Annotated in this window: 21 protein-coding genes and 1 pseudogene; 7 read left to right on the top strand and 15 right to left on the bottom strand. The window is 63.8% G+C overall.

What is annotated here, in order from left to right; all coding sequences use genetic code 11:
• The first annotated feature begins 100 nt into the window (after nucleotides 1-100).
• Nucleotides 101-562, top strand: a complete 462-nt coding sequence (locus YU9_RS0101435) for an Lrp/AsnC family transcriptional regulator (RefSeq protein ID WP_027571162.1) — start codon at nucleotides 101-103, stop codon at nucleotides 560-562.
• A gap of 166 nt (nucleotides 563-728) precedes the next feature.
• Here YU9_RS0101435 and YU9_RS0101430 read toward each other — a convergent pair whose 3' ends face one another.
• The 10 genes from YU9_RS0101430 to YU9_RS0101385 form a co-directional block, all read right to left on the bottom strand.
• Nucleotides 729-1,670 (bottom strand): DMT family transporter, encoded by a 942-nt coding sequence (locus YU9_RS0101430; RefSeq protein WP_027571161.1) that lies wholly within the window; start codon nucleotides 1,668-1,670, stop codon nucleotides 729-731.
• A 185-nt stretch (nucleotides 1,671-1,855) separates the two neighbouring features.
• Nucleotides 1,856-2,695, bottom strand: a complete 840-nt coding sequence (locus YU9_RS0101425; protein ID WP_027571160.1) for an aldo/keto reductase — start codon at nucleotides 2,693-2,695, stop codon at nucleotides 1,856-1,858.
• A 212-nt stretch (nucleotides 2,696-2,907) separates the two neighbouring features.
• On the bottom strand, nucleotides 2,908-3,804 hold the full coding sequence (locus tag YU9_RS0101420; protein ID WP_036016797.1) for an SMP-30/gluconolactonase/LRE family protein: 897 nt from the start codon (nucleotides 3,802-3,804) through the stop codon (nucleotides 2,908-2,910).
• 232 nt (nucleotides 3,805-4,036) lie between these two features.
• Entirely contained in the window at nucleotides 4,037-6,739 is a 2,703-nt protein-coding gene (locus YU9_RS0101415; RefSeq protein ID WP_027571158.1) for a nitrate reductase, read from the bottom strand.
• Between the two features lies 1 nt (nucleotide 6,740).
• Nucleotides 6,741-7,958, bottom strand: a complete 1,218-nt coding sequence (locus YU9_RS40575) for an NAD(P)/FAD-dependent oxidoreductase (RefSeq protein ID WP_084298870.1) — start codon at nucleotides 7,956-7,958, stop codon at nucleotides 6,741-6,743.
• Nucleotides 7,959-7,968: 10 nt separating this feature from the next.
• Complete coding sequence (locus YU9_RS0101405; protein WP_027571157.1) at nucleotides 7,969-8,397, bottom strand: globin family protein; 429 nt, start codon at nucleotides 8,395-8,397, stop codon at nucleotides 7,969-7,971.
• Between the two features lie 129 nt (nucleotides 8,398-8,526).
• The gene (locus tag YU9_RS0101400) at nucleotides 8,527-9,906 is read right to left on the bottom strand and encodes an MFS transporter (RefSeq protein WP_027571156.1); all 1,380 of its coding nucleotides are present in this window, start codon (nucleotides 9,904-9,906) and stop codon (nucleotides 8,527-8,529) included.
• 339 nt (nucleotides 9,907-10,245) lie between these two features.
• Nucleotides 10,246-11,040, bottom strand: coding sequence for an ABC transporter ATP-binding protein (locus tag YU9_RS0101395; RefSeq protein ID WP_027571155.1), 795 nt, complete (start codon nucleotides 11,038-11,040; stop codon nucleotides 10,246-10,248).
• Between the two features lie 11 nt (nucleotides 11,041-11,051).
• Entirely contained in the window at nucleotides 11,052-11,948 is an 897-nt protein-coding gene (gene ntrB / locus YU9_RS0101390) for a nitrate ABC transporter permease (protein ID WP_027571154.1), read from the bottom strand.
• 60 nt (nucleotides 11,949-12,008) lie between these two features.
• Nucleotides 12,009-13,328 carry a CmpA/NrtA family ABC transporter substrate-binding protein gene (locus YU9_RS0101385; RefSeq protein WP_027571153.1) on the bottom strand — a complete coding sequence of 440 codons (1,320 nt, stop codon included), beginning with the start codon at nucleotides 13,326-13,328 and terminating at the stop codon, nucleotides 12,009-12,011.
• Nucleotides 13,329-14,004: 676 nt separating this feature from the next.
• On the opposite strand from YU9_RS0101385, the gene YU9_RS0101380 reads away from it, so the two are divergent.
• Both YU9_RS0101380 and YU9_RS0101375 read left to right on the top strand, forming a co-directional pair.
• A complete protein-coding gene (locus YU9_RS0101380) occupies nucleotides 14,005-14,844 on the top strand; it encodes a formate/nitrite transporter family protein (protein ID WP_027571152.1) in 840 nt (279 codons plus the stop codon).
• A gap of 67 nt (nucleotides 14,845-14,911) precedes the next feature.
• A complete protein-coding gene (locus tag YU9_RS0101375; RefSeq protein ID WP_027571151.1) occupies nucleotides 14,912-16,639 on the top strand; it encodes a bifunctional protein-serine/threonine kinase/phosphatase in 1,728 nt (575 codons plus the stop codon).
• A gap of 15 nt (nucleotides 16,640-16,654) precedes the next feature.
• Here YU9_RS0101375 and YU9_RS0101370 read toward each other — a convergent pair whose 3' ends face one another.
• Entirely contained in the window at nucleotides 16,655-17,572 is a 918-nt protein-coding gene (locus tag YU9_RS0101370) for an intradiol ring-cleavage dioxygenase (protein WP_027571150.1), read from the bottom strand.
• Between the two features lie 166 nt (nucleotides 17,573-17,738).
• On the opposite strand from YU9_RS0101370, the gene YU9_RS0101365 reads away from it, so the two are divergent.
• Complete coding sequence (locus YU9_RS0101365) at nucleotides 17,739-19,013, top strand: serine hydrolase (protein ID WP_027571149.1); 1,275 nt, start codon at nucleotides 17,739-17,741, stop codon at nucleotides 19,011-19,013.
• A 265-nt stretch (nucleotides 19,014-19,278) separates the two neighbouring features.
• Here YU9_RS0101365 and YU9_RS0101360 read toward each other — a convergent pair whose 3' ends face one another.
• The 4 genes from YU9_RS0101360 to YU9_RS0101340 form a co-directional block, all read right to left on the bottom strand.
• Nucleotides 19,279-20,598, bottom strand: a complete 1,320-nt coding sequence (locus YU9_RS0101360) for a TRAP transporter large permease (protein ID WP_027571148.1) — start codon at nucleotides 20,596-20,598, stop codon at nucleotides 19,279-19,281.
• Nucleotides 20,595-21,110, bottom strand: coding sequence for a TRAP transporter small permease (locus YU9_RS0101355; protein WP_027571147.1), 516 nt, complete (start codon nucleotides 21,108-21,110; stop codon nucleotides 20,595-20,597). Before YU9_RS0101355 ends, YU9_RS0101360 begins: the two co-directional genes overlap by 4 nt.
• Before the next feature lie 80 nt (nucleotides 21,111-21,190).
• On the bottom strand, nucleotides 21,191-22,189 hold the full coding sequence (locus YU9_RS0101350) for a TRAP transporter substrate-binding protein (protein WP_027571146.1): 999 nt from the start codon (nucleotides 22,187-22,189) through the stop codon (nucleotides 21,191-21,193).
• 362 nt (nucleotides 22,190-22,551) lie between these two features.
• A complete protein-coding gene (locus tag YU9_RS0101340) occupies nucleotides 22,552-22,785 on the bottom strand; it encodes a hypothetical protein (RefSeq protein ID WP_027571145.1) in 234 nt (77 codons plus the stop codon).
• 136 nt (nucleotides 22,786-22,921) lie between these two features.
• Here YU9_RS0101340 and YU9_RS0101335 point away from each other — a divergent pair, with 136 nt between their 5' ends.
• From YU9_RS0101335 to YU9_RS0101320, 3 genes and pseudogenes are all read left to right on the top strand, one after another.
• Nucleotides 22,922-23,266, top strand: a complete 345-nt coding sequence (locus YU9_RS0101335; protein WP_027571144.1) for a DUF1236 domain-containing protein — start codon at nucleotides 22,922-22,924, stop codon at nucleotides 23,264-23,266.
• 330 nt (nucleotides 23,267-23,596) lie between these two features.
• A pseudogene (locus tag YU9_RS40570) lies at nucleotides 23,597-25,053 on the top strand (sensor histidine kinase).
• 173 nt (nucleotides 25,054-25,226) lie between these two features.
• Nucleotides 25,227-26,048: a FadR/GntR family transcriptional regulator gene (locus tag YU9_RS0101320; RefSeq protein WP_027571143.1), complete on the top strand. Its 822-nt coding sequence runs from the start codon at nucleotides 25,227-25,229 to the stop codon at nucleotides 26,046-26,048.
• The last annotated feature ends 90 nt before the right edge of the window (nucleotides 26,049-26,138 follow it).

The following is a 26,138-nucleotide window of genomic DNA, read 5'->3' as shown; positions in this document are numbered from 1 at the left end:
CGCCTGCGGACGCCGCCAAACTTCTCAATTTTTCGCGCCATACCCGCCGATATTGGGATATTTTACCAATGCACCTTTGGAAAAGACAGGTTCCATCCCAATGCCCGAGCTCGACGCCATCGACCGCAAGATCCTCAGCCACCTTCAGAACGACAGCCGTCTCACGATGCAGGAGCTCGCCGACAAGGTCGGGCTCTCGGTCTCGCCCTGCCATCGCCGGGTCAAGCTCTTGGAGGAGCGCGGCGTCATCAGCCGCTATGTCGCGACTGTGGACCAGAAGGCGCTGGGGCTGCATGTCAGCGTCTTCATCTCGATCAAGCTGGCGCGGCAGAAGGAGGAGGATCTCAACCGCTTCGCGCGCGCCATCTCGAAATGGGACGAGGTGCTGGAGTGCTATCTGATGACCGGCAACCGCGACTATCTCTTGCGCGTCGTCGCCGCCGACCTCGCCTCCTACGAGACGTTCCTCAAGACCAAGCTGACCCGGCTCGACGGCATCGCCTCGATCGAATCCAGCTTTGCGCTGAGCCAGGTGAAGTACTCGATTGCGCTGCCGGTGTAGCCGCGGCGGTCACCTCTCCCGCTCCTGTCCGCCGAAGCCTTGGCGAAGGCGGATGCGGGAGGGGTCGGCGTGTCCGGGCGATGCGCAGCATCGTCCCGTGCGCCGGGTGAGGGCTTTCTCCTCTAGGGGAGCGTTGATAGCACGACGCGGAAGCCGCGAACTTGCGTCAGGCGTTCGGAGAGCGCTCTTCGAGCACCAAGAGCTGGGCGCGGCGGACGCGCTCGCGATGGGCGATATAGAGACCGCTGGCGACGATGAAGGCGGCGCCGACGATGGTCCAGATGCTCGGCACCTCGCCGAAGATGAAGAAGCCGAGAATGCTGACCCACAACAATTGCGAGTAGGAGAACGGCGCCAGCACCGACGCATCGCCATAGCGATAGGCCAGCACGACGATCCACTGGCCGGCGGTCGAGGCGACGCCGATGAAGATGCCGAGCGCGATCGCGGTCCAGGACGGCGTCACCCAGACGAACGGCACGATGGCGGTGAGGATCGCAAGGCCGGTCAGCGAGGAATAGGCCATGGTGGTGACGACGGCTTCCCGCCCGCTCATCATCCGCGTCAGGATCAGCGTGCCGGCCCAGCAGGCCGCCGAGACGACAGGGAAGAACGCCGCCGGATGAAACGCGCTGGTGCCCGGGCGCAGGATGATCAGCACGCCGACGAGGCCGAGCGCGGTGGCGAACCAGCGGCGCATGCCGACCTTCTCGCCGAGGAAGACGATCGAGAGCGCGGTGACGAACAGCGGCGCGACGAAGCCGGTGGCGGAAGCCTCCGCGATCGGGAGGAAGCCGAGGCCCGTAATGAAGAACAGCGAGGAGCCGAGCAGCACCGCGCCGCGCATCACGTGCAATCCGGGACGATCGGTGCGCATCGCGTAGTACGGCGAGGACCGCAGCATCACCGGCGTGAAGATCAGCGCGAAGGTGAGGAAGCGGATCCAGGTGATCTCGATCGAAGGCAGGCTGGTCGACAGATATTTCGCGGCGGTGTCGGAGCAGCCGAGAAACACCGTCGACAGCAAAATCAGTGCGATGCCCTTGAACGGATGATCGACGCGCGCGGGTGCGCGGCGGCCGACATGCTTCTTCTCGGGCATGGGCACGGAAATACTATCGAGCCTTGCGGCTGCGGCTGGCGGCGGGGTCACGGCTGGAACTCGGGAAAAATGCGAATCGAGCGCCTCTAAAAAACGATAAATGCGCCGCTTTCACAACTTCCGAAAACAGGATGCCGATATGCGCTGATCGCCGCGCGCGTCAATGCTCCGTTAATATTGCCAGTTGTGCACTACAGCATGGGCAGGCTACGCGGCTTCGGCCCGCGCGGAAACGCCACCTCGAGCGCAGCGATTTCGTCGTTCGTCAGCACGAGATCGCCTGCCGCCGCATTTTCGCCGGCATGTTCCGCAGATGAGGCCTTCGGGATCGCGAACACCGTAGTCGCACGGGTCAGGAAGCTCAGCGCGACCTGACGCGGCGTCGCGCGACGCGCCTCCGCGAGGCGCGCGAGCACGGCGCCGCCCTTGTTGCTGCTTGCGGGGAAATCATCATGGCCGAACGGTGAGTAGGCGACGACGGCAACGCCATGCCGCTCGCACCACGGGATCACCGCATGCTCGATGGCGCGCTCCTTGAGATGATAGAGCACCTGATTACAGGCGATGCGGCTTGCGCCTGAGACAGCGAAAATCTCGTCGAGATCGTCAGCATCGAAATTGGAGACGCCCCAGGACTTGATCTTGCCTGATGTCACCAGTTCCTCGAATGCGGCAACGGTGTCCTCGAGCGGATAGGAACCGCGCCAATGCAAGAGATAACAGTCGAGCCGGTCGGTCTTGAGCCGCTTCAGCGAGCGCTCGCAAGCGGTGATGGTGCCGCGGCGCGAGGCGTTGCTCGGCAGCACTTTTGAAACGAGGAACACCTCGTCGCGCCGGCCCGCAATCGCATCCGCAATGACGAGCTCGGCATCGCCATACATCTCGGCAGTGTCGATATGGGTCATGCCGAGATCGAGCCCGCGCTGAAGCGCCGCGATCGCACGCTTGCGGTCGCCGTGGTCGAGATACCAGGTGCCCTGCCCGATGACGGAAACGTTGGCCTTGGTTTTGCCGAAGGGTTTTGTGTTCATGTTCGCTCCGTTGTCGGTTCTCCCTGTCCCCGTTCTTACGGGGTCGCGACGAGCTTCGCTCGCGCTGAGAGGGTTGGGGTGAGGGGCTGCTTCCGCAAGTTCGTCAACAGCTGGACTCGCGAGGCTCCCCCTCACCCGGAATTTGCTCTCGCGAATTCCGGCCTCTGCCCGCAAGCGGGGAGAGGCGAAGAGCCGCTCACGATTTTCGCGCGCTAGAGTTCTCCGATATCCGCCACCAGCACGCTGCCGGTCAACGACTCCGTGATATAGAGCCGATCCCTGCTTGCGCCACCGATCGCGACATTGGTGCAATTCGGCCCCGCGCAGGACCTGATCCGCGCGATCAGTTCGCCGTTGGGCGCGAATACGAAGACGTGGCCGAGCGAGGCGTGGCCGACGAACAGGCGACCCTTGGCATCCATGGTCAGGCCGTCGGGACCGCTGGTGCCGAACAGCGAGCAGAAGCGGCCGACCTTGGACACGCTGCCGTCCTTCATGAACGGCAGCCGCCAGACCGCATTGTCGCGCGTCATCGCGACGAACAGCACGGTTTCGGTTGGGTCGAGCACCAGGCCGTTCGGACTGATGCCGGTGTCGATCAGGCAATCGAGCCGACCATTCGATGCGAGGCGATAGACCCGGCCGCTGGGATCATGCAATCCGGTCTGGCCCTGGTCGGTGAAATAGATGTCGCCGTTCGACGCTACATGCAGGTCGTTGCAGCCGCGGAACGATTCCGAATTGCGCGCGGTCAGGATGGGCTTGATCCGGCCGGCCTTGACATCGAGCTCCATGATGCCGTGCATGTAATCGGCCACCAGGATGCTGCCGTCGGCTGCGATCTTCAGTCCATTCGGCCAGCCCTCGTATTGGATAACGAGCGACCATTCGCCATCGGGCGCGATACGGAAGATACGGCCGAAGGGAATGTCGACGATATAGAGATGGCCGTCCCGGTCGAAGGATGGCCCCTCGATGAAGCTGTCGGTCGCAATGCCCGGCCGGTTGGCGTCGGCCCAATCGGTCCGCACGCCCTTGCGGCGGAACTTGTCGGGCATCGCGGAGAAGAGCCTGGTCTCGACCAGGCGCGGCGGCGTTTCCAGGTACATCATTGTTGTTGTGAGCATGTCGAGGGGAAGAGCGCAGCAACATAAGGCACAATCGCGGTCGCGTCGATTGGGACGGAAGGCATGGCTCCTCGCCCCACTGTCATTCCCCGCGAAGGCGGGGAATCCAGTACGCCGCAGCTTCTCGGTGAACCACAGACGTCTCGGAGTACTGGATCGCCCGGTCAAGCCGGGCGATGACAGCAGACTATGCGGCGACGACCGAACGTCGCGCCTACCCCGCCACGCTTGCGACCTTCACCTGCTTCACCGCCACTTCCGTCGCCGCAATCAACCGCTTCAGCTCGAGGATGCAGGAGCCGCAATTGGTGCCGGCCTTGAGCTTGGCGCCGATCTCGGCGGCGGTGCGTGCGCCGCCAGCGATGGTGTCGCAGATTGTGCCGCGGCCGACGCCGAAGCAGGCGCAGACGATCGGGCCGGTCGAGGCCGCGCCTTCGCTGGACTTGCCCGATAGCAGCATGCGGCGCTGATCGTCGGTGACCTGATCGGCCACGAACAGGCCCTTCACCACCTCCCAATCGCCGGCATCGTGCGCGGGGCCGACGAACAGGCAGGTCTCGATACGGTCGCCAGCGAACGAGGCCGCCCGATAGACGCCGCCACCGAAGTCGCGGTACTCCGCGACATCCTCGCCGGCGACGTTGTCCAGCCAGGCGGGCCAGCGCGAAAGATCTGCGTTGTCGGCGAAGAGGTAGCCGAAGCCGCCGGCGACCGTGACGCGGGTCCACAACAGGTTCGACGGCAGGTCGAGCTGCTTGCGCGACAGCGCGAAGCCGCGGAAGACGAATTCGTAAGGCGCGATCGCAGCCGGCGTGGCTTTGGATTCCGGTTGCCCCGAGAACGGATCGGTGAAGGACTGCACCAGCGCGCCGACGCGGCCATGCGAGGTGTTCATCGCGCTCCAGTGGATCGGCACGAACAGCGTACCGCGCTGCTGCCGCTCGCTGACGACAACCTTCAGGATGCACTGGCCGTAATCGGTGGTGATCCTCGCATAGCCATCATGGGCGATGCCGTATTTGCTGGCGTCGTCGGGATGAATCTCGACGAACGGCTCGGGCAGATGCGCGCCCAGCCGCTGGCTGAGGCCGGTGCGCGTCATGGTGTGCCACTGGTCGCGGATGCGCCCGGTGTTGAGCCGCAGGGGACGCGACGGACCGGTCTCGCCGCGCAGCGCCGGCACCTCCGGCGCGACGAAGCGGCCCTTGCCGTCATTGGTGAAGAAGCCGCCTTGCGCGAAGAAGCGTTCGCTGGGCATTCCGCCTTCGCGCGCCGGCCACTGCACCGGCTTCAAACCATCGAAGGCTTCGTCGGACAACGAGGTCAGCGCACCGATGTCGAAATCGCGGCTGCCGCCGTTCTCGAAGGCCGACAGCGCGGCATGCTCGCGGAAGATATCGGCGGCGGATTTGTAATTAAAACTGTCGCCGAAGCCGAGGCGCTTTGCAGTCTCGCTCAAGATCCACCAATCGGGGCGTGCCTCGCCCGGCGCCGGCAGGAACGAGCGCTGGCGCGAGATGCGCCGCTCGGAATTGGTCACCGTGCCCGACTTCTCGCCCCAGGCGAGCGCGGGCAGCAGCACATGCGGGCCGGCCTCGACCGTATCGTTGGAGAGCACGTTCTCGGAGACCACGAACAGCTCGAGCTTCTTCAACGCATCGCGAACCATGTCGGCATCTGGCAGCGACACCGCCGGGTTGGTGCCCATCACCCACAGCGCCTTGACCTCGCCGCGGTTGATCGCCTCGAACAATTGCACCGCCTTCAGCCCCTCATGAGTGGCAATGCGCGGAGCCTTCCAGAACCGCCTGACACGATCGATGTCGGGCGGCGTGAAACCCATATGGGCGGCAAGCATATTGGCGAGGCCGCCGACCTCGCGGCCGCCCATCGCGTTAGGCTGGCCGGTGAGCGAGAACGGCGAGGCACCGGGTTTGCCGATGCGCCCCGTCGCAAGATGGCAGTTCAGGATGGCGTTGACCTTGTCGGTGCCCTGAGCCGACTGGTTGACTCCTTGCGAATAGAGCGTGACGACCTTCTCGGTGTCACGGAACATCTTGAAGAAGGTGGCGACGTCCTGCTCGGACAGGCCCGTGGCGAGCGCCGTCGCAGCGACGCTGCCGGCGATGTTGCGCGCGCGCGCCAGCGCGTCGTCGAAACCGCTGGTGTTCTGCGCGATATAGTCCCGGTCCAGCGCGCCGTTGTCGGCGAGATGGACGAACAAGCCCGAGAACAGCGCGGTATCAGTGCCTGGCTTGAGGCCGAGGAACAGATCGACGTCGCTGGCGGTGTCGGTGCGGCGCGGATCGATCACGATCATGCGCGCGCCGCGCTCCCCACGGTTCTTCAGCATGCGCTGGAACAGAACCGGATGGCACCAGGCTGCATTCGAGCCGACGAAGACGAGCAAGTCAGCCTGGTCGAGATCCTCGTAGCAGCCGGGCACAGTATCGGCGCCGAAGGCGCGGCGATGACCGGCGACCGAGGACGACATGCAGAGCCGCGAATTGGTGTCGACGTTGGCCGTGCCGACAAAGCCCTTCATCAGCTTGTTGGCGACGTAATAGTCCTCGGTGAGGAGCTGGCCGGAGAGATAGAACGCAACCGCATCGGCGCCGTCGCGCGCCACGATGTGCTGCATGCGATGGGCGACGTGATCGAGCGCATCGCTCCAGGCGACCCGCTCCAGCACGCCCTTGCATCGGATCATCGGATAGAGCAGCCGGCTCTCCAGCCCGACGGTCTCGCCGAGCGCCGAGCCCTTCGAGCACAGCCGGCCGAAATTGGCGGGATGGTCGGGATCGCCTGCGATCGCCGCACCACCCTTGCCGTCGGGCGTCGCCAGCACGCCGCAACCGACTCCGCAATAGGGGCAGGTCGTTTTGGTGGTGCGGAGGTTTGGATCGATGGCCGTCATATCAAGCCGCTTTCGAAGACTGCGCAAGCGCGCGGCCGAACATCATGTCGGTGCGGATCGCCGCGACCTTGTCGCGGTTGCGGATCAGCTCGAGATACCATAGCGCATCGACGGTATCGCCGATCAGCACGGCCCCGGTGAGCCGGCCGTCGGCGATGACGAGCTTCTTGTAGGTGCCGCGCCTGCGGTCAGACAGCACGAGGCTTTCGCTGCCGTCCCCGCCCATGAAGTCGCCGGCGGAGAACACGCTGACGCCGGAGACCTTGAGGTTGGTCGAGACCACGCTGCCCTGATAGGCGGCGGGGCGGCCGGCGAGATGCCGCGCCAGCACGCGCGCCTGCTCATAGGCGGGCTCGACCAGGCCATAGCAGGTGCCACGATGCTCGGCGCATTCGCCGAGCGCGAAAATGTCGGACGAGGAGGTCTGCATCACGTCGTTGACCACGACGCCGCGATTGACCGCAATCCCCGCCTCTTTCGCCAGCGCGACGTTCGGCTTGATGCCGGCGGCGAAGATCACCGCATCGGCCTCGATGCGGCTGCCGTCGGCGAGCTCGACGGCCTCGACGTGACCGTCGCCATGGATGCACTTCGTGCTGGCGTTGAGCAGGATGCGGATGCCCTTGCGCTCGACCAGCGTCTTGAGCAGATCGGCGGCCGGCCCATCAAGCTGACGTTCCATCAGCCGGTCCATCAGATGCAGCAGCGTCACCGGCGCGCCGGCCTTGGCGAGGCCGTAGGCAGCCTCAAGTCCGAGCAGGCCGCCACCAACCACGACGACGCGCTTCTTCGCTGCAGCCAGCGTCAGCAGCAGGTCGACATCGCGGGTATCGCGAAAGGTGTGCACGCCGGCAAGATCGGCGCCCGGCACGTTGAGCCGCAGCGGCGTCGATCCCGTGGCGAGCACGAGCTTGGAATATTCCATGCTCTCCTCGCCGGCGATCTTGAGCTCGCGGCGGCCGACATCGATCTCAGTGACGCGATAGCCATAGCGCACCGTGACGCCGCGATGGCGCCACCAGTCGGCCGGCCTCAGCTCGATCTCATGCGAGCCGGTCTCGCCGGCCAGCACGGAGGAGAGCAGCACGCGATTGTAAGCGAGCCGCGGCTCTTCGCCGATCACGGCGACCGCGTAGCGGCCGAGCGCGGTCTTGGCGAGCTCGTCGACCAGACGCGCGGCCGCCATACCGTTACCGACGATGACCAGCGGTTCACTCACAAGGCATCTCCTATTCGGCAGCCTGCGCCTGCGCGCCGTAGGCCTCGGAAATCATGTAGCCGGACAGCACGCCGTAGGCGTCGGTCCAGGCGGTGGCGAGCTCGGGCGTCCAGGCCTCGCCAAGTCCCGTCTCCAGGGTCCACAGCAAGGTCGCGCCGACCACGGGATAGTGCTCGGCCGTGGCGCCGTAGGCGACGTGGCGCTTGGCGAGCGCCGAGGCCGCAGGAAGAATCGTCTCGAGATTCGACAGGCCGCCGACCACGGCGGCGAGCATGCCCATCAGCTTCTTGCGCTGCTCGGTCATGTCCTCGGGAAACATCGCGCGCACGGACGGAGCCACCTCGAACAGACGATCGTAGAACAGCACCGCAGCCTGCTCCGATATCGGCGCGACCTTGGAAAAGCTCTGCTGAATGAGCGTGATCTGTTCGGGCGTCATAATGTTCTCCTGTCTGTTTCGGTCTGCCTTCGTCCGCGCCATTGCGGAAAAAGTTCATGGGTCAAACGTCATCAGAGAGACTCCTCCCCGCGTACGGGGAGAAGCGACATTCGTGCCAAGTGGTCGTGCTCACACACGCGCCTCGGCGAGGCTTGGCGCGCCTTCACCCTGCGGGCTGCGACGCAGGTAGAACCACCAGGTCAGAGCGAGGCAGGAGGCGTAGAAGGCGAGATAGATCACGAGCGCGAGCTGCGGCCCGCCGGTCATGGCGATCGACTTGCCGAAACCGCTCGGGATCAGATAGCCGCCGACGGCACCGATCGCGCCGATGAAGCCAACCGCCGCGCCGCTCTCGATGCTCGCGGTCTTGAGCGCCAGCGCGCGTGCCGCATCGCCCTTGCCCCGCACCTTGAACAGATTCTCCTCGCGGAAGATCGAGGGGATCATGCGGTAGGTCGAGCCATTGCCGATACCCGTTGTCACGAACAGGATCAGGAACATCGACATGAAGCCGATGAAATCCTTCTGCCCGACGAAGTAGAGCACGCCGACCGTGGCGCCCGCCATCAGGATGAAATTCCAGAACGTGATGATGGAGCCGCCGACCCGGTCTGCGAGCCAGCCGCCGAGCGGACGCGACAGCGACCCGACCAGCGGGCCGAGGAAGGCGATCGAGATCGTCACGGTGGGGAACTGCGTCTTGAGCAGCAGCGGGAACGCGGCGGAGTAGCCGATGAAGGACCCGAACGTACCGATATAGAGATACGCCATGATCCAGGTGTGCTTGCGCTTGACGATCGCGAGCTGGTTCTTCACCGACGATTTCGCAGTGGTGAGGTTGTTCATGAAGAACACCGCGCCGAACACCGCGATCGCGATCGGCAGCATCCACATCAGGCCGGCATTCTGGAGATAGATGCCGTCGACGGGCGTCGCCTGGAACAGGTTGAAGACGGCGAGCGTCATCAGGATCGGGGTCAGCAGCTGCACGCTGGAGACGCCGATATTGCCGCCGGCCGCGTTCAGTCCCAGCGCCCACCCCTTCATCCGGTCGGGAAAGAAGAACGAGATGTTGGTCATGCTGGAGGCGAAATTGCCGCCGCCGAGACCCGCGGTCGAGGCGATCAGCAGCATCAGCCAGAACGGCGTGTCGGGCTGGCTGACGAAATAGGCAAGCGACAAGGTCGGAATGAACAGGATCGCCGCGCTGAAGATGGTCCAGTTGCGGCCACCGAAGGTCGTCACCGCGAAGGTATAGGGAAAGCGCATCAGGGCGCCGATCAGGCCCGGCACCGCGACGAGCTGGAACAACTGGTCGGTGGAGTAGTGGAAGCCAGCCTGCGGCAGCTTGGTGGTGACGATGCTCCAGATCAGCCAGACCGAAAAGCCGATATGTTCGGCCACGATCGACCAGATCAGGTTGCGCCGCGCGATGGTCTTGCCAGTCGCATTCCAGAACGCCTCATCTTCGGGGCGCCAGTCTGAAATCCAAGTAGGATTCTTCGTCATTGAGTATCCCTTCTAAGCTCACCGCTGCGTCGTTGCAGGCTCAACCTCCGGCCACGGAGGCGCGCTCCGAGGCTTCACCCCGGTGGCGAGTTCACGATGCTGATTGATGATGTTGAGGGACGTCGTCGTTGGCGTCGCGCAAACACGCTTCAATTTCCGTGCCAGTTGCGCGCTCACTGGAAATACAGGGATTTCAGGGCGTTATTCGTACCGCCCGAATTATTTGCAGGGCTTTTCCGCACGCTAAATTTGCGATCCGCTCAATCCTTGTGCGACGCACAAGGATTGAGCGAGATGTCGATTAATTAGGCGAAAGCATATCGCGCGTTAAACCTTCGTTTACGCGGCCTCGACGAAGCGGTGACGCTCGTAGAGGAATTCGAGCACGCGCTGCCGGCACTTCAAATACGTGGTGTTGGTCGCGAGCTCGAGCCGCTTGCGCGGCCGCGTCAGCGGCACCTCCAGCACCTCGCCGATGCGCGCGCTCGGCCCGTTCGTCATCATCACGATGCGGTCGGACAAGAGCACGGCCTCGTCGACGTCATGAGTGATCATCAGAATGGTGTTGCCGAGCTTCTGATGCAGCGCCATCACCGAGTCCTGCAAGTGGGCGCGGGTCAGCGCGTCCAGCGCGCCGAACGGCTCGTCCAGCAGCAGCACCTTCGGCTCCATCGCCAGCGCCCGCGCGATGCCGACGCGCTGCTTCATGCCGCCGGAGATTTCGGAAGGACGCTTGTCCCTGGCATGGGTCATCTGCACGAGGTTGAGATTGTGCATCACCCAGGCGTCGCGCTCGGCGCGGGACTTGGTCTTGGCGAAGACCTTGTCGACGCCGAGCCTGACGTTCTCGTAGACGGTCAGCCACGGCAGCAGGCTGTGGTTCTGGAACACCACGGCGCGATCGGGCCCCGGCGAGTTCACCTCGCGGTTCTCCAGCAGCACGCCGCCCGTGGTGGCGCCGGTCAGTCCGGCGATGATGTTGAGCAGGGTCGACTTGCCGCAGCCGGAATGGCCGATGATCGAGACGTATTCGCCCTTCTCGATCGTGAGATTGATGTCCTTCAGCACCTCCGTGGTGGCGGCGCCGCGGGTGAAGACCTTGTCGATGTGGTCGAGCTTCAGATAGGCGGTCATGTCCCCTCTCCTCAGTTCTGCGCGGTGCCGCGGGTGACGAACTTGCCGAGGCCCGCGATCAGGCGGTCCAGCACGAAGCCGACGATGCCGACATAGAACAGCGCCAGGATGATCTCGCTGATATGCGAGGAGTTCCAGGCGTCCCAGATGAAGAAGCCGATGCCGACGCCGCCGATCAGCATTTCGGCTGCGACGATCGCAAGCCACGACAGGCCGATGCCGATGCGAAGGCCGGTGAAGATATAGGGCGCCGCCGCCGGGATCATGATCTTTGCGAAGAACTCGAGCGGGTTGAGCTGCACCACCGCGGCGACGTTGCGATAGTCCTGCGGAATGTTACGGATGCCGACCGCGGTGTTGATGATGATCGGCCAGATCGAGGTAATGAAGATGACGAAGATCGCCGAGGGCTGGCCATCGCGGAACGCCGCGAGCGACAGCGGCAGCCAGGCGAGCGGCGGAATGGTGCGGAGCACCTGGAACAGCGGATCGAGCCCGCGCATCGCCCAGACGGACTGCCCAACCAGCACGCCGAGCGCGATGCCTGCGATGGCCGAGAGCGAGTAGCCGAAGGCGACGCGCTGGAGACTGGCGGAAAGATGCCAGAACAGGCCCTTGTCGATGCCGCCATGATCGAAGAACGGATCGAAGATCAGCTCCCTGGTGTCGGCAAACACTTTTGACGGCGGCGGCAGTGCCGAGCCGGCTCTCCGGCAGACCAGCTCCCACACCAGCGTGAGCAGCGCGATCACGACCAGTGGTGGGATCACGCGCACGGCCGTCTCGCGTGCCATGCGTGCGTAAGCTTCGGCGCGCGGGGGACGCTTCGGCGTCAGCGCGACGACTGGCGCGACGGTCGCGGCAGGCGTCGCGGTCTCAACCTCGATCTTCGTGGCAGTCATGTTCATCGCTATCTCTCTCCGGCTTGGCAAGGACGCGGCCGCCCAATGGGCGGTCGCAGGGCTCCATCAGACTTCGACGCGCTTGATCGCGAGCGACTTCAGATAGGCAGCCGGATTTTCGGGATCGAACACCTTGCCGTCGAAGAAGGTCTCCTTGCCGCGCGAGGTGGAGGTCGGAATTTCCGCAGCCGCAACGCCGAGCGTCTTGGCCGCATCGCGCCACATGTCCTCGCGGTTGACCTTGGCGATCAGCGCCTTGGTATCGAAATTCGCCTCATACTTGCCCCAGCGGATGTCCTCGGTGAGGAACCAGAGATCGTGGCTCTGGAACGGATAGGAGGCGAAGTCGCGCCAGTACTTCATGATGTGCGGCGAGTTCTCGACCACCTTGCCGTTGCCGTAGTCGAACTTGCCGGCGGTGCGGTCGTAGACGTCCTCGACCGGGCAGTTGATCCACTGCCGCTTGGCCATGATGGTGGCGAGCTCCTGCTTGTTCTCGGCCTTGTCGGCCCATTGCTGGGCCTCCAGAACCGCCATCAGGATCGCCTTGGTCGCCTTCGGATATTTGTCGACGAAGGCCGCACGCATGCCGAACGACTTCTCCGGATGCTTGCTCCAGAGCTCGCCGGTGTTGACCGCGGTGTAGCCGATGTCCTGGTGGACGAGCTGGAGATTCCAGGGCTCGCCGACGCAGAAGCAGTCCATGGTGCCGACCTTCATGTTCGCCACCATCTGCGGCGGCGGCACCACGATGGTCTCGATATCCTTGTCGGGGTCGATGCCGCCTGCGGCGAGCCAATAGCGAATCCAGAGGTCATGGGTGCCACCGGGGAAGGTCATCGCGGCCTTCACCGCCTTGCCGGAGGCCTTCTTCTTCTCCAGCGCCGTCTTGAACGGCGCTGCATCGGTGCCGAGCTTGAGATCGGCATATTCCTTGGCGACTGAAATGCACTGCGCATCGAGATTGAGCCGCGCCAGGATGTACATCGGCGTCGGCTGGTTGTTCTGCGTCACCTTGCCGGCCGAGATCAGATACGGCATCGGGGTGAGGATATGGGCGCCGTCGATGCCGTTGCCCTCGGAGCCGAGCACGAGGTTGTCGCGCGTGGTGCCCCACGAGGCCTGCTTCTGCACGTCAGTGTCAGGCACGCCGTATTTGGCGAACAGGCCCTTGTCCTTGGCGACGAAGAGCGGGCCGGCGTCGCTGAGCGCAATGAAGCCGAGCTTGGCGCCCTTGACCTCAGGGCCCGCGTCCTGAGCGAAGGCGCCGGCAGGGAAATTCAGTTTTGCTGCGGCAAGAAGTGCGGCGGTTGAGCCGGTGGCCTTCAACAATTGACGGCGGCTGAGGCCAGTCGTTTCGGAGGGCCGGCGGGTGCGCTTGGTCATAGGCAGTGTCGTCCTTTGCGTCGTTGCGGAATGATTTGCGGCTGTGCACGCGAGCAGCCCGTCCGTCCGTGGCGCCGTCTTTGGCGCATGCGAACGCACGACGGGGAGGACCCCCGTCTGGTGGCGTCAGCAAATCGGATGAGAAGTCTCGCGGGACGGCTTCAATGGCGTCGGCTTGGAACCATTCAAGCTTCGTGCCAAGCCAGACGCCGGAAGAAACATCGAATAATCAGTACCTTAAGGAGACCGCGCCAAGCTGTCGCAGGAGAGTTCCGCATCCGAAATTTGCGATCTGCTCATTCCTTGTGCGGCGCACAAATCTTGTGCAGCCGCCCATGCAAGAGGCCCCGATCGTATTATGGGCGGATCAGGCAACGAAATATCATATTGATATATCTACATTTTCCCAATTCGCTCGGACGGCATGCAACTTGCATTACCTGCAGCGTCAACGAAGACTGCGGCTTGCCGCATTGTTGCAGCCTCTGGCGGCTGCATCCCGGAAGCTCAACTGCTTCGCGGCCCTCCCGGCTTTAAAGTCCTCGTGACGCGATTCCCAAGGCTTCCAGACTTTCCATAGCCCTCGTGCGCGGCCCCAGCCCGCACGGCCGATGACGTTCAGCCGCGCTCTCTGAGGGGGCGTGCGATCTCACTTACGAAGCAAAAGGAACCATTGATGTCGTATCTTGCGCCTTCGGAATTCGTCACCAAGATGGTGGATGCGGGCGAGTCCAAGATTTTCATGTCCACCCGGGATACCGTCATCCGGGCCTATATGGCCGGCGCCATCCTTGCTCTCGCCGCCTGGTTCGCCGTCACGATCAACGTCAACACGGGCCAGCCGCTGGTCGGCGCGCTGTTGTTTCCGGTCGGCTTCGTTATGCTCTATCTTTTGGGCTTCGATCTCCTCACCGGCGTCTTCGTGCTCTCCCCGCTCGCCTTGATCGACAAGCGTCCGGGCGTCACGCTCAGTGGCGTGCTGCGCAACTGGGGCCTCGTCTTTGTCGGCAACTTCGCCGGCGCCTTCACCGTGGCCTTCATGATGGCCTTCGTCACGACCTTCGGCTTCACCCAGGCGCCCGACAAGGTCGGCGCGGCCATCGGCAATATCGGTGAGGGCCGAACCCTCGGCTATGCCGCGCACGGCGCGGCAGGCATGGCGACACTGTTCATGCGCGGCATGCTCTGCAACTGGATGGTCTCGACCGGCGTCGTCGGCGCCATGATCTCGACCTCGGTCTCCGGCAAGGTCATCGCGATGTGGATGCCGATCCTGGTGTTCTTCTACATGGTGTTCGAGCACTCCGTGGTGAACATGTTCCTGTTCCCGTCGGGACTGATGCTGCACGCCAAGTTCTCGATCATGGACTATCTGATCTGGAACGAGATCCCGACCGTGCTCGGCAACCTCGTTGGCGGACTCGCCTTCACGGGCATGACCCTCTATGCCACGCACGTCATGACCCTGCCGAAGCGCCAGGCCGACAAGGCTGCGAAGCCCCGCGTCGCGGCCTGATCACACGCACCTCAACAAGAGAGCCTCGCCCGGGTATGGTGAGGCTCTCTTTGCCTTGGTGGCGACGATGACCCGCGGACTCCTGATCTCGGTCGGCCAGCATTCCGACAAGGGTCGCAAGCCCGTCAACCAGGATTTTCACGGCGTCCTCATTCCAGAGGAGCCGCTGCTCAGCCTGAAAGGCATCGCGGCCGTCCTCGCCGACGGCATCTCCTCCAGCACGGTGAGCCAGATCGCCAGCGAGTCGGCGGTCAAGAGCTTCCTGATGGACTATCACTGCACGTCGGAATCCTGGACGGTGAAGACCTCCGCCCGCCGCGTGCTGGAGGCGACCAATTCCTGGCTGCATGCGCAGACGCGCAAGAGCCAATATGCCTATGACCGCGACAAGGGCTATGTCTGCACCCTCAGCGCCATGGTCATCAAGGCGGCCACCGCGCACATCTTCCACGTCGGCGACTGCCGCATCTACCGCGTCGCCGGCAAGGCGCTGGAGCAGCTGACCGACGATCACCGCATCATCGTGTCGTCGGAGCAGACCTATCTCGGCCGTGCGCTCGGCATCAATCCGCAGCTCGAGATTGACTATCAGACGATCGAGATCCAGGCCGGCGACACCTTCCTGCTGGCGACCGACGGCGCCTACGAATTCGTCGATGCGCGCTTCATCACGAGCGCCATCAACGAGCACGCGGCCGAGCTCGACGGTGCCGCGAAGGCGATCGTCGAGGAAGCCTACCGGCGCGGCAGCGACGACAACATCACCGTCCAGATCCTGCGGATCGATGCGGTGCCGGAAGAAACGGGCGTTTTCGATCAGAGTTCGGCGCTGCCCCTGCCGCCTCTATTGGAGCCCCGGGCCGTGTTCGACGGCTACCGGATCATCCGGGAAATCCACGGCAGCAGCCGCAGCCACATCTATCTCGCGGTCGACATGGAGACCGAGGAAACGGTCGCGCTCAAGATTCCGTCGATCGACCTGCGCGACAACCAGGCCTATCTGAAGCGTTTCCTGATGGAGGAATGGATCGCGCGGCGGATCGACAGTCCGTACGTGCTCAAGCCGCGGTCGCGATCGACCCGGCGCAACTATCTCTACGTCGCGACCGAGTTCGTCGAGGGGCAGACGCTGCGGCAGTGGATGCTCGACAACCCGCGCCCCGATCTGGAGACGGTGCGCAGGATCATCGAGCAGATCGCCACCGGGCTTCGCGCCTTCCACCGCATGGAGATGCTGCATCAGGATCTCAGGCCCGACAACGTCCTGATCGACAAGACAGGCACCGCGAAGATCATCGACTTCGGATCGGTCAGGGTCGCGGGCGTCGCCGAAGCCGCGCCGAGATCGGCAGATGCGGAAATTCTCGGCACGGTCCAATACACGGCGCCGGAATATTTCCTCGGCGAAGGCGGGTCGCCCCGGTCCGACATGTTCTCGCTGGCGGCCATCTGCTACCAGATGCTCACCGGACATCTGCCATACGGCGCCCAGCTTGCCAAAATCCGGGGACGATCCGACGCGTGGAAATTGCAATACCGCTCTGCGATCGATGCCGAGCGGGGCATCCCGGGCTGGATCGATGGCGCGCTCAGGAAAGCGCTGCATCCCGATCCCTACAAGCGCCACGAAGATCTCTCCGAGTTCGTGTTCGAGCTCAGAAATCCCAATCCGGCCTATCTCGCCACGCGGACCACGCCACTTCTAGAGCGCAATCCGCTGCTGTTCTGGAAGCTGACCACGGCAATCCTGGCCTGCGCGGTCATCGTGCTGCTCGCAGCGCTCCGGCTGCGATAGAAGGACAAGACTGGATCACGCCGGCTCCGCCGCCTTCACGCCCAGCGGTTTCGGCGCCATGCCGCCGCCGGGCTTCAGGTGGAATTCGTAGGTCATCAGATGCCACCGCCCGCTCGCCTTGGTGCCGTCGGGCATCTCAGGATCGTTGCGCGGCTCGACCTTGGCGATCAGGTCGTCCTTGACGCCAAACACCACGTCGGAATCCAGATATTGATCGCTGTCCATGAAGACGTGGGTGATCAGCGGCTCATAACCTTTGGCATTGACCAGAAAGTGCACATGCGCCGGGCGCATCGGATGGCGATTGGTCTGCACGATCATCTCGCCGACCGGACCGTCGGTCGGGATCGGGTAACTGCACGGCAGGATGGTGCGGAAGAAGAAGCGGCCATCATCGTCGGTGATGAAGCGCGCGCGCGCCGAGGCGCCGACCTCCTCATAGTTCGGCTTCTGGGAATCGTAGAAGCCGTCGTCATCGGCATGCCAGACATCGACGGGAACGCCGGCGAGCGGCTTGCCCTTGAGATCGGTGACGCGGCTCTGCACGAACATGCGTTCGCCGGTCTGATTGTTCGGCGAGATGTCGGTGCCGTGCGCGGTCACCTTGTGCTCGCCGACATAGAACGGGCCGAGCACCGTCGTTTGGGTAGCGCCGTCGCGGTCGCGATGGTTGACAGCGTCCACCAGCATGGAGACGCCGAGCACATCGGACAGCAGGATGAATTCCTGGCGGGTGTCGGTGCATTTCTGCCCCGTCCGGGTCAGGAAATCGATGGCGTATTCCCATTCCTCGAAGGTCAGGCCGGTCTTGCTCACGTAATCGTGCAGCGACTTCACTAGTTCCTGGAGCAGGAATTTTGCACGCGGGTTCGGCGTCTGGTTGAAGCTCTTGATGACGGCTTCGGTGAGTTCGGTCTCGTTGAACTGGGTCATGGTGCTTTGTTGCCCTCGCGTTTTTCTCATTGGCCCAGGCGGGCTCCTTGGAGGCGTTCCGAGGCGGAGTCTACACCAGCCGGCCCGGCCTCGTTAAGTGCAAGCGACTTGGAATGGGGCCGCCATTTCGGTATCAATTTTCCGACAAAACGCCCCGGAGGAACTGATGCTCGCCCCTAGCCCCGCCTCGCCCGAATCCGTCGGCATGTCCAAGGCTGCGCTCGACCGCGTCGATGCGCATCTCAAGCGCCGGTACATCGATGCCGGCCGTTTCCCGGGCACACAGCTCCTGATCTATCGCCGCGGCAAGATCGCCCACAGCTCGGTGCAGGGCTTTGCCGATGTCGAGCGCAAGGTGCCGGTGAAGGACGACACCATCTACCGCATCTACTCCATGACCAAGCCGCTCACCAGCGTCGCCTTCATGATGCTGGTCGAGGAAGGCCTCGTCGCAATCGACGAGCCCGTCGCCAAATACATTCCGGAATGGAAGGATCTCGGCGTTTTCGTTGCCGGCACCTATCCGGCCTTCCTGACCCGGCCGCCGTCCCGGCCAATGCTGATCGTCGACCTGCTGCGCCACACGTCCGGGTTAACGTATGGCTTCCAGCAGCGCTCCAACGTCGATGCCGCCTATCGCAGTGAGAAGATCGGCGAGGTCGAAAAGTCGGGCACGCTCCAGACCATGATCGAGGGCCTCGCAAAGATTCCGCTGGAGTTCTCGCCGGGCGAGGCCTGGAACTATTCGGTTGCGACCGACGTGATCGGCTATCTCATCGGCAAGATCTCGGGCGTGCCATTCGAACAGTTCCTGAAGCAACGCATTCTCGATCCGCTCGGTATGACGGACACCGACTTCCACGTGCCGGCCTCGAAGGCGCATCGCTTCGCGGCCTGCTACTCGGCGGACCCTGGCGGTGGCATGACCTTCCATGCCGGCCAGCGCCGCGAGGGCTTGACGCTGCAGGACGATCCGACGACGAGCTCGTTCCTGTCACCGCCCTCCTTCATCTCCGGCGGCGGCGGCCTGTGCTCGACGGTCGCCGACTATCTCACCTTCTGCCGCGCGCTGCTCAACGGCGGCGAAGTCGGCGGCGTCAGGCTGATCGGGCCGAAGACGCTGGCGTTGATGACCACCAACCACATTCCCGGCGGACGCGCGCTGCCCGAGGTGTCGCGCTCGCTGTTCTCCGAAGCCGCCTATAACGGCATCGGCTTCGGCCTCGGCTTCGCAGTGACCATGCGTCCGGCCGAAACGCTGATCGCCGGCAGCCCGGGCGAATACAATTGGGGCGGCGCGGCCACGACTTCCTTCTGGATCGACCCGGCCGAGGAGCTGATCACCATCTTCATGACGCAAGTGCTGCCGTCGAGCGCCTACCCGATCCGGCGCGAGCTGCGCAGCATGGTCTACGCCGCAATCACCGAGAGCAACCTGTAACCGATTGCAGCGATCCCGCGGCCCGCGGCCGCGGCAGGGCTATCGCTTAACACTCGTTGCGGCGGTCTGCGCGCACGCCTCGTCCTTCGAGACGGCGCTTACGCGCCTCCTCAGGATGAGGCTAATCGGCGTCAGTGCTCGTTGAAACTGTCGCCACGTACTCGATCCTCATCCTGAGGAGCCCGCCTAAAGCGGGCGACTCGAAGGATGGCCGCAGGGAAAAGCTCTCAAATGCGATAGCCCGCCTGCCGCGGGATCGCATCGCTCATTTCAGCATCTCCGGCACGATCAGACGCGGCAGGAACAGCGACACGCTGGGCCAAACGATGACCGCCGCCAGCACGAGCAGCATCGGTATCAGCATGATCACCGTGTCCTTCAGGGCATAGCGCAGCCGAACGCCGGCGATCGAACATGCGATCATCAGACAGAGGCCATAGGGTGGCGTCACCAGCCCGAAGGCCAGCGACACGATGGAGATAATCGCGAACTGGACTGGATGGAGATCGACGGACTTGGCCAGCGGCTCCAGCACGGTGCCGACGATAATGATCGCCGGGATGGCGTCCAGGAAGCAGCCCACCACGAGAAAGCAGAAGGAAATGAAGAAGCCCGCCGCGACGGCACCCATGCCCCATGTCGAGACGTTGGCCAGCAGCTCTTGCGGGATCCTGTAATAGGCAAGCAGCCAGCCGAACGCACTTGCGGTGCCGACGCAAAACAGCGCCACGCCGGCCAGACGCCCGGTGTCGAGCAAGGCCTTGTACAATTCGCGCAGACCTGTCTCGCGATAGAAGAACGCCGACAGCGCGACGGAATAGAGCACCGCAACGCAGGCGGACTCGGTTGCGGTGAACCACCCGAGCAGAATGCCGCCGACGATGATGAACGGCGTCATCAGCGCCGGGATCGACCGCCAGATGGCGCATCGCATCTCGACCCATGTCGCCTTCGGATAGGTCGGGTAGCCGCGGCGCACGGCATAGACGTGCACCGTCGCCATCTGCGCGCCCGCGATCAGCAGGCCCGGCACGATGCCGGCCAGATACATCGCCGCAATCGAAGTCGAGATCAGCCCACCCCACACGATCATCAGGATCGAGGGCGGGATGATGACAGCCAGAACCGCAGACACCGCCGTGATGGCGATGGAGAACGACAGGTCGTAGCCCTCCTTGCTCTGCGCATCGATGAAGATCTTGGACTGGCTCGCCGCATCGGCGGTGGAGGAGCCCGAGATGCCGGCAAAGAACACCGACAGCACGACGTTGATCTGCGCCAGAGACCCCGGCCAGTGCCCGACCATCGAGCGCGACAGCGCCACCAGTCGGTCGGTGATGCCGCCGATGCTCATCAGGTTTGCCGTCAGCAGGAAGAATGGGACCGCCAGCAGGATGAATGAATTGTAGGCATTGAAGGTCTCCTGCGCGAGCATCATCAGCGACAGGCGCGGCTCGATCAGCAGGATCGGCACGCAGGCAAGGCCGAGCGCGAAAGCGACCGGCACCCGCACGATGAGCAGACCGATGAAGACCCCGAACAGCACCATCGCGGCCTGTCCGGCAGAAAGTACAGTGCCGCTCATCTCTGTGCCCCGACCAGAATGCGCGTTTCATCCAGAATCTGTTCGCCCGCAAACACGATCCACGTCACGCCGGCCACCGGCCAGGCGACGTGGATCAGCCAGAGCGGCAGATCGGCCAGCTCAGACGTCCTGTTCCAGGCGAAGCGTGTGAATTCGATCCCGGCCCAAACAAACACGAGAGCCAGCGCCAGCACGCCCAGCCGCGCGATGATCCGCACCGCGGCTTCCGACCGCCGCGACAGGTCGGGCCACACGTCGACCTCGAAATGCTGCGCCTCCCGGATGCCCACCATGGCGCCGATCATGATCGTCCAGACGAACAGGAACCGCGCCATCTCCTCCGTCCAGATGTAGGAGGGAATGAACGGCGTATAGCGCGAGACGATTTGCAGCGTGACCGGAACAACCAGGATGCCGACGCAGGCGGCCAGCAGGAATTCCAGCAGTTTCGCATAGGCCGCGGTGACGCGACGCCACAGCGACGGTGTGGACGGGACGTGCATTTCGGACATTGGAGCTCCGTACGGCGCTCATCCACCACGTCCGGGCAGGAAGCGGGGCCTGCCCAGACCATCGTGGCGGACGCACGACCTCAGACGACGTTGATCTTCTCGAAAATGCCTTCCGCGCCGATCTCCTTGGCGTAGGTGACCATCACGGGGTCAGCGAGCTTCTTCATGGCGTCCCGCTCCTCGAACGGAACACGCTTGAGCTTGCCGGCCTTCTCGAGCGTGTCGAGCTTGACGACCTCTTCGCTCGACTCCAGCTGACGGCCGTAGTCGCCGGCTTCCTTCCCGGCCTTCATGATCGCATCCTGCAAATCCTTCGGCAACGTCTTCAGCGTCTTCACCGAGAAGCAGATCGGCCGGATCGAGACGGCGTGCTGAGTCAGGCTGAGATACGGGGCCACTTCGTAGAACTTCATCGCCTCGACGCCGGCCGCCTCGTTCTCGCCGGCCGATATCACCCCGTTCTGGATCGCGTTGTAGATTTCGTTATAGGCGATCACGGTCGGGCTCATGCCGACGGCCGCAAAGGTCTTCGACCAGATCGGCGCGCCCTGCACACGAACCTTGAGCCCCTTGAGATCGGCGAGAGTCTTGAGCGGCTTGTTGGCGAAGATGTTGCGGATGCCGCCGCCGGCATAACCGATCAGAACGACCTCGGCCTTGGTCGCGACCTCGTCGGCGATCGGCGCCAGGATGTTGGCTTCGACGACCTTGTTCATGTGCTCGATGCCCTTGAACACGAAGGGCGCGTCGATGAACGGGGCCGCCTTGGCGAAGGTCGACATGTGGGCCGGCGAGACGATGCCGTAATCGACCGCCTTGCCCTGCGACATGTACTCGAAATACTGTTTCTCGAGGCCGAGCGAGGAGTTCTTGTGCAGCGTGAAGTTGACGGGCTTGCCGTAGTACTTCTTCACCAGCTCCTCGAACCGGATCAGCGCCCGATTGAAGGCATGGTCGTCATTGAACTGGACCGCGCCGTTCAACGTGATCGGCGCCTGCGCGCTGAGGATCGACGGCATGCCGATCGTGGCTGCCGCAGTGGTTGCACCGATACCAGCGAGAAATGACCTTCGCTTCATCGTCTCCCCTCCCTTTGATGCTCCAGCCCTGTCGCCGGGCCGTGAGCGCAGCCGCCATGCGGCGTGCGAGAGGCAAGCGTATGAAAAACCTCAGCGGGACGGAAGTCATTTCGCGTGCGCTCGCGGTAGTCTTCTTCGCGCGACTACTCCTGCCCGGCCTGTTGCACTGCAACTTGCGCTTCAGCTGGCGCGCGGCAAGCTCTCCTGGCAGGCGGAGGACTTGCGGGCCTGTGCACTGCACGCAGAGGCCCGCTCGGCTTCCAAAACGAAGCTAGTGCATATGACCAATCAGATAGATGCCGCCGCCGATCACGATGATCGCGGGCACTGCCCAGAGAATAAATACGGGCATCACATTCTCCCTAATTAGACGTGCAGACCTTGACGGTCTTCATGCCGCTTTCCGCTTCGGCGCGCGTCTTGTAAATAGTGCCCGAGGGACTGACGACGGTCATGGACGTGTCCGTCGGCTTCTTGTCGACGACGATGCACTTCTTGGTCTTGACGTCCTGCACGACGTAGAACTCGTCGGCTGCGAATGCCGGCAGGGACAGTGCAGCAACCATCAGCGCTGCGGACGCAATTCTCAACTTCATTTTCTCCTCCTCCAATTACCAGGCTTGCCACCTGGCCGATTCAGAAACGGGAAAAAGTAGCAATTTGTTCCTATCCGCCGGGAACACCACTCGCGATGAGATGTTGGTGCGGCGCTATTCCCGAGAGGAGGACAAGATGAAGAAGCTGTTCCTGCTGTCCGCTGCGGCGGCGTTGATCTCGACCGGCGTTTTCGCGCAATCCACCGTGGTGACCACCACCGGAACCGGGCACGCGGCCGCGGTTCAGATCGAGCCGGAATACCGGACCAGGATCAAGTCCTACGTTACCGAACACCGCATCCGCCCGGTCACGACGAAGGAGAAAATCATCGTCGGAGCGACGATCCCAAGCGACGTCGAGCTCGAGGCCGTTCCGGCGGATTGGGGCCCGTCATTGACGAAGTATCGCTACGTCTATTCCGGGGATCGCGTGATGCTGGTGGATCCCGGCTCACGCATCGTGGTGCAGGAGATCGATTGATCAGGACGGACGGACAGCCGTCTCGGCGGCCGCTCTCGCGGAGTTGACTGCATGACATCGCATCGCGAGGAGCGGATCGCCGGCCTGGCAGCCGTTCGCGCCGTGTGTCTGCTGTTGATCGCGGCCGGCATGAGCTGAGGCGCCACCCGACTGCGCTGCAACATCCCGTCTCCGGATCGTTTCGCGGGTGGCGAAAATCGTGGCGCAGCGCAACTCGCGACCGTATGGTCTCCCAAAATCATATCCGGCGCTGCCGCGCTGGAACCGGGACGCCTGCGTTTGTCAAAACTCACCCTGCCGGTCCGGCTCGCTCTCCTCGTCGCGGGAACGATGTTGCCGCTGATCGTCTTTGCCGTCGGCCTTGCCTATTCCAACTATCGCCAGGATCGCAGCGAGGCGACGCGCCGGGTGCTGGAGATGGTGCGAAGCATGCGCATCGTGCTCGATTCCGAAGTGCAGCGGATAACGGGTGGCTTGCAGGTGCTCGCGCTCAGCGAATCCCTGCAAAGCGGTGATTTCGACGGCTTCCGCCGGCTGGCAGTCGGGTTCATCAGCCAATATGGCGGAGACAGCGTTCTTCTGCTGGCCGACAGATCCGGCCAGCAGCTGTTTTCGACCGTCACGACGCAGACGGCGAATCTACCACCGCGCAACAATCGCGAGATCGTCGAGCGGGTGTTTGCAAGCAAGGCTCCGCAATATGCGACCTGTTCGTCGGTTCGACCAAGAAACGGCTGATCGTGACCGTGGAAGTTCCCGTGCTGCGCAATGGCGACGTCGTCTATGCGCTCTCCTTCAGTCCGCCGATCGCGATATTCCAGAAATTGGTCGAGCAGCAGCGGCCAAATGATCAATGGACGGTGTCGCTGCTGGACACCAAGGCCCGCGTGTTCGCGCGCACACCCAACCCTGGCGAGACGTTCGGCAAGCAGGCTTCCGGCGCACTCTACGATGCGATGTCGCGCACGCCGGAGGCCGCGCTTTCGACCGTTTCGCTCGACGGCGTCGCGCTGTCCTCCGCCTTTACCAGATCGCAGCTGACCGGCTGGACGGTCGTGGCCGGCGTCACCGAGAGCTCGCTGATCGCGCCGCTCTGGCGCAACATCGCGATCACGAGCCTGATCGGCGGCATCCTGCTGCTGGTTGGCCTCACTTTCGCAGTCAGGATGGCGACCACGATCGCGCGCGGCGAGATGCTGCACAATCTGCTGATCGAGGAGCTCAACCATCGCGTCAAGAACACGCTGGCGCTGATGCAGGCAATCGCGGTGCAGACTTTCCGCAGCGCCAGCCGTGACGAGCGGGCCAAGTTCGAGGGCCGGCTCGGCGCGCTGGCCGAAGCGCATAATCTCCTGAGCCAGGAGAAATGGGCGGGCTCCGAGCTCCGAGACGTCATCGCCCGCGCGGTCCGGCCGTTCCTGCTCAGCAATTCCGATCGCATCCGCATGGCCGGCCCGGCCGTGCCACTGTCGCCGCGACTCGCCGTGGTGCTGTCGATGATCGTGCACGAGATCGCCACCAATGCCGCGAAATACGGCGCGCTGTCCAACGAGACCGGTCGGGTGACGCTGGATTGGGAGGTCCTCGCTGATGGGCCGACGCCGCGGCTGCGGCTGATCTGGACCGAGATCGGCGGGCCGCCGGTCACGGCGCCGGTGCAACGCGGCTTCGGCTCGCGCCTGATCGAGCGCAGTGCGCGCGACCAGCTCGGCGGTGAGGCAACCGTCGACTTCCTGCCGCGTGGTGTGGTCTGCACGGTGATCTGCACGCTGGACGAGGCGTCCTGATCTACGGCCTCCCCAACCGCATATCGCAACGCAGCACAGCTGGTCCTGCGACAATTGCGCTTGCCCTCACCCAATCATCCGATGTTAAACATCGGATGATTGTGCAGCTGCCGGGCGTGGCAGCCAAAGACAAATGAACCGGCCGCGACAGGCCGGACGGGAGAGACGTACGAGTGGCAGGAGCGCGCCCGAGCCCCGTCGACAAGCCGATCAAGCCCGGCCGCATTCGCGCCGTGCTGACGACGCTCGGCCGCGAGATCGCCCAGGATCTCATTCCCGTCGGGACGACCCTGCCGCCGGAGCCTGAACTCGAAACCCGCTTCGGCGTCGGGCGCGGCGTGGTGCGCGAGGCCGTCAAGACGCTTGCCGCAAAGGGTCTCGTCAGCGTGCGGCCGCGCCACGGCACGCACGTGCTGCCGCGCCACGAATGGAGCCTGCTCGACCGCGACGTGCTGAGCTGGCTGGTCGGCCAGGACGCGCCGGATCGCGACCTTCTGCTGGCGATCCAGGAGGTGCGCTCGATCATCGAACCTGCCGCCGCAGCTCTTGCCGCCGAACGCGCGACCAGGAACGACCGCTGGCGGATCGACACGGCCTTGGCTGCGATGCAGACCGCAAAGGACCAGGCCAGCGCCCTCGCAGCCGACAAGGCTTTCCATCTTGCCATCCTGGACGCAACCCACAATCCGGTACTCCAGGGCTTTCGCGGCGCGATCGATACCATCCTGAGCACGGTCTTCACCGTCGCCGTCGGAGGCCCCGGCGGCTGGTTCAGGGATAATCTACCGAACCACGCGGCGGCGGCGCGGGCCATCGAGAGCGGCAACCCGGAGAAGGCGCGCGCAGCGATGGAACGGCTGCTGGGCTACACACGACTGAAGCTTTCGAGCCGCAAGTCGGCCAGCGCCGCAGCGACCCGTAAGGCGGGCGGATCGGACCTCCGCGTGACCAGGAAATCGAGCATCAAGCGCAAGAGGAAGCGCCATGGACGGTGACATGAAGGGCTCGGCCCGGATCCTCGCTCCGCCCGGGAACGCGAGGGTCGCAACCGACAGAGATATGCGATTGCGCGAAACGTAGCTACG

The organism is Bradyrhizobium sp. WSM1743, from assembly GCF_000473065.1.
In the GTDB taxonomy this organism is placed as follows: domain Bacteria; phylum Pseudomonadota; class Alphaproteobacteria; order Rhizobiales; family Xanthobacteraceae; genus Bradyrhizobium.
Note: the sequence above shows the minus strand (reverse complement) of the source record. Positions and strands in the feature narration are given on the sequence as shown.

Coding starts and splice junctions, on each gene's coding strand:
- YU9_RS0101435 (WP_027571162.1), top strand. CDS start 101: ATGCCCGAGCTCGACGCCATCGACCGCAAGATCCTCAGCCACCTTCAG.
- YU9_RS0101425 (WP_027571160.1), bottom strand. CDS start 2,695: ATGAACACAAAACCCTTCGGCAAAACCAAGGCCAACGTTTCCGTCATC.
- YU9_RS0101420 (WP_036016797.1), bottom strand. CDS start 3,804: ATGTACCTGGAAACGCCGCCGCGCCTGGTCGAGACCAGGCTCTTCTCC.
- YU9_RS0101415 (WP_027571158.1), bottom strand. CDS start 6,739: ATGACGGCCATCGATCCAAACCTCCGCACCACCAAAACGACCTGCCCC.
- YU9_RS0101405 (WP_027571157.1), bottom strand. CDS start 8,397: ATGACGCCCGAACAGATCACGCTCATTCAGCAGAGCTTTTCCAAGGTC.
- YU9_RS0101400 (WP_027571156.1), bottom strand. CDS start 9,906: ATGACGAAGAATCCTACTTGGATTTCAGACTGGCGCCCCGAAGATGAG.
- YU9_RS0101395 (WP_027571155.1), bottom strand. CDS start 11,040: ATGACCGCCTATCTGAAGCTCGACCACATCGACAAGGTCTTCACCCGC.
- ntrB (WP_027571154.1), bottom strand. CDS start 11,948: ATGAACATGACTGCCACGAAGATCGAGGTTGAGACCGCGACGCCTGCC.
- YU9_RS0101385 (WP_027571153.1), bottom strand. CDS start 13,328: ATGACCAAGCGCACCCGCCGGCCCTCCGAAACGACTGGCCTCAGCCGC.
- YU9_RS0101380 (WP_027571152.1), top strand. CDS start 14,005: ATGTCGTATCTTGCGCCTTCGGAATTCGTCACCAAGATGGTGGATGCG.
- YU9_RS0101375 (WP_027571151.1), top strand. CDS start 14,912: ATGACCCGCGGACTCCTGATCTCGGTCGGCCAGCATTCCGACAAGGGT.
- YU9_RS0101370 (WP_027571150.1), bottom strand. CDS start 17,572: ATGACCCAGTTCAACGAGACCGAACTCACCGAAGCCGTCATCAAGAGC.
- YU9_RS0101365 (WP_027571149.1), top strand. CDS start 17,739: ATGCTCGCCCCTAGCCCCGCCTCGCCCGAATCCGTCGGCATGTCCAAG.
- YU9_RS0101360 (WP_027571148.1), bottom strand. CDS start 20,598: ATGAGCGGCACTGTACTTTCTGCCGGACAGGCCGCGATGGTGCTGTTC.
- YU9_RS0101355 (WP_027571147.1), bottom strand. CDS start 21,110: ATGTCCGAAATGCACGTCCCGTCCACACCGTCGCTGTGGCGTCGCGTC.
- YU9_RS0101350 (WP_027571146.1), bottom strand. CDS start 22,189: ATGAAGCGAAGGTCATTTCTCGCTGGTATCGGTGCAACCACTGCGGCA.
- YU9_RS0101340 (WP_027571145.1), bottom strand. CDS start 22,785: ATGAAGTTGAGAATTGCGTCCGCAGCGCTGATGGTTGCTGCACTGTCC.
- YU9_RS0101335 (WP_027571144.1), top strand. CDS start 22,922: ATGAAGAAGCTGTTCCTGCTGTCCGCTGCGGCGGCGTTGATCTCGACC.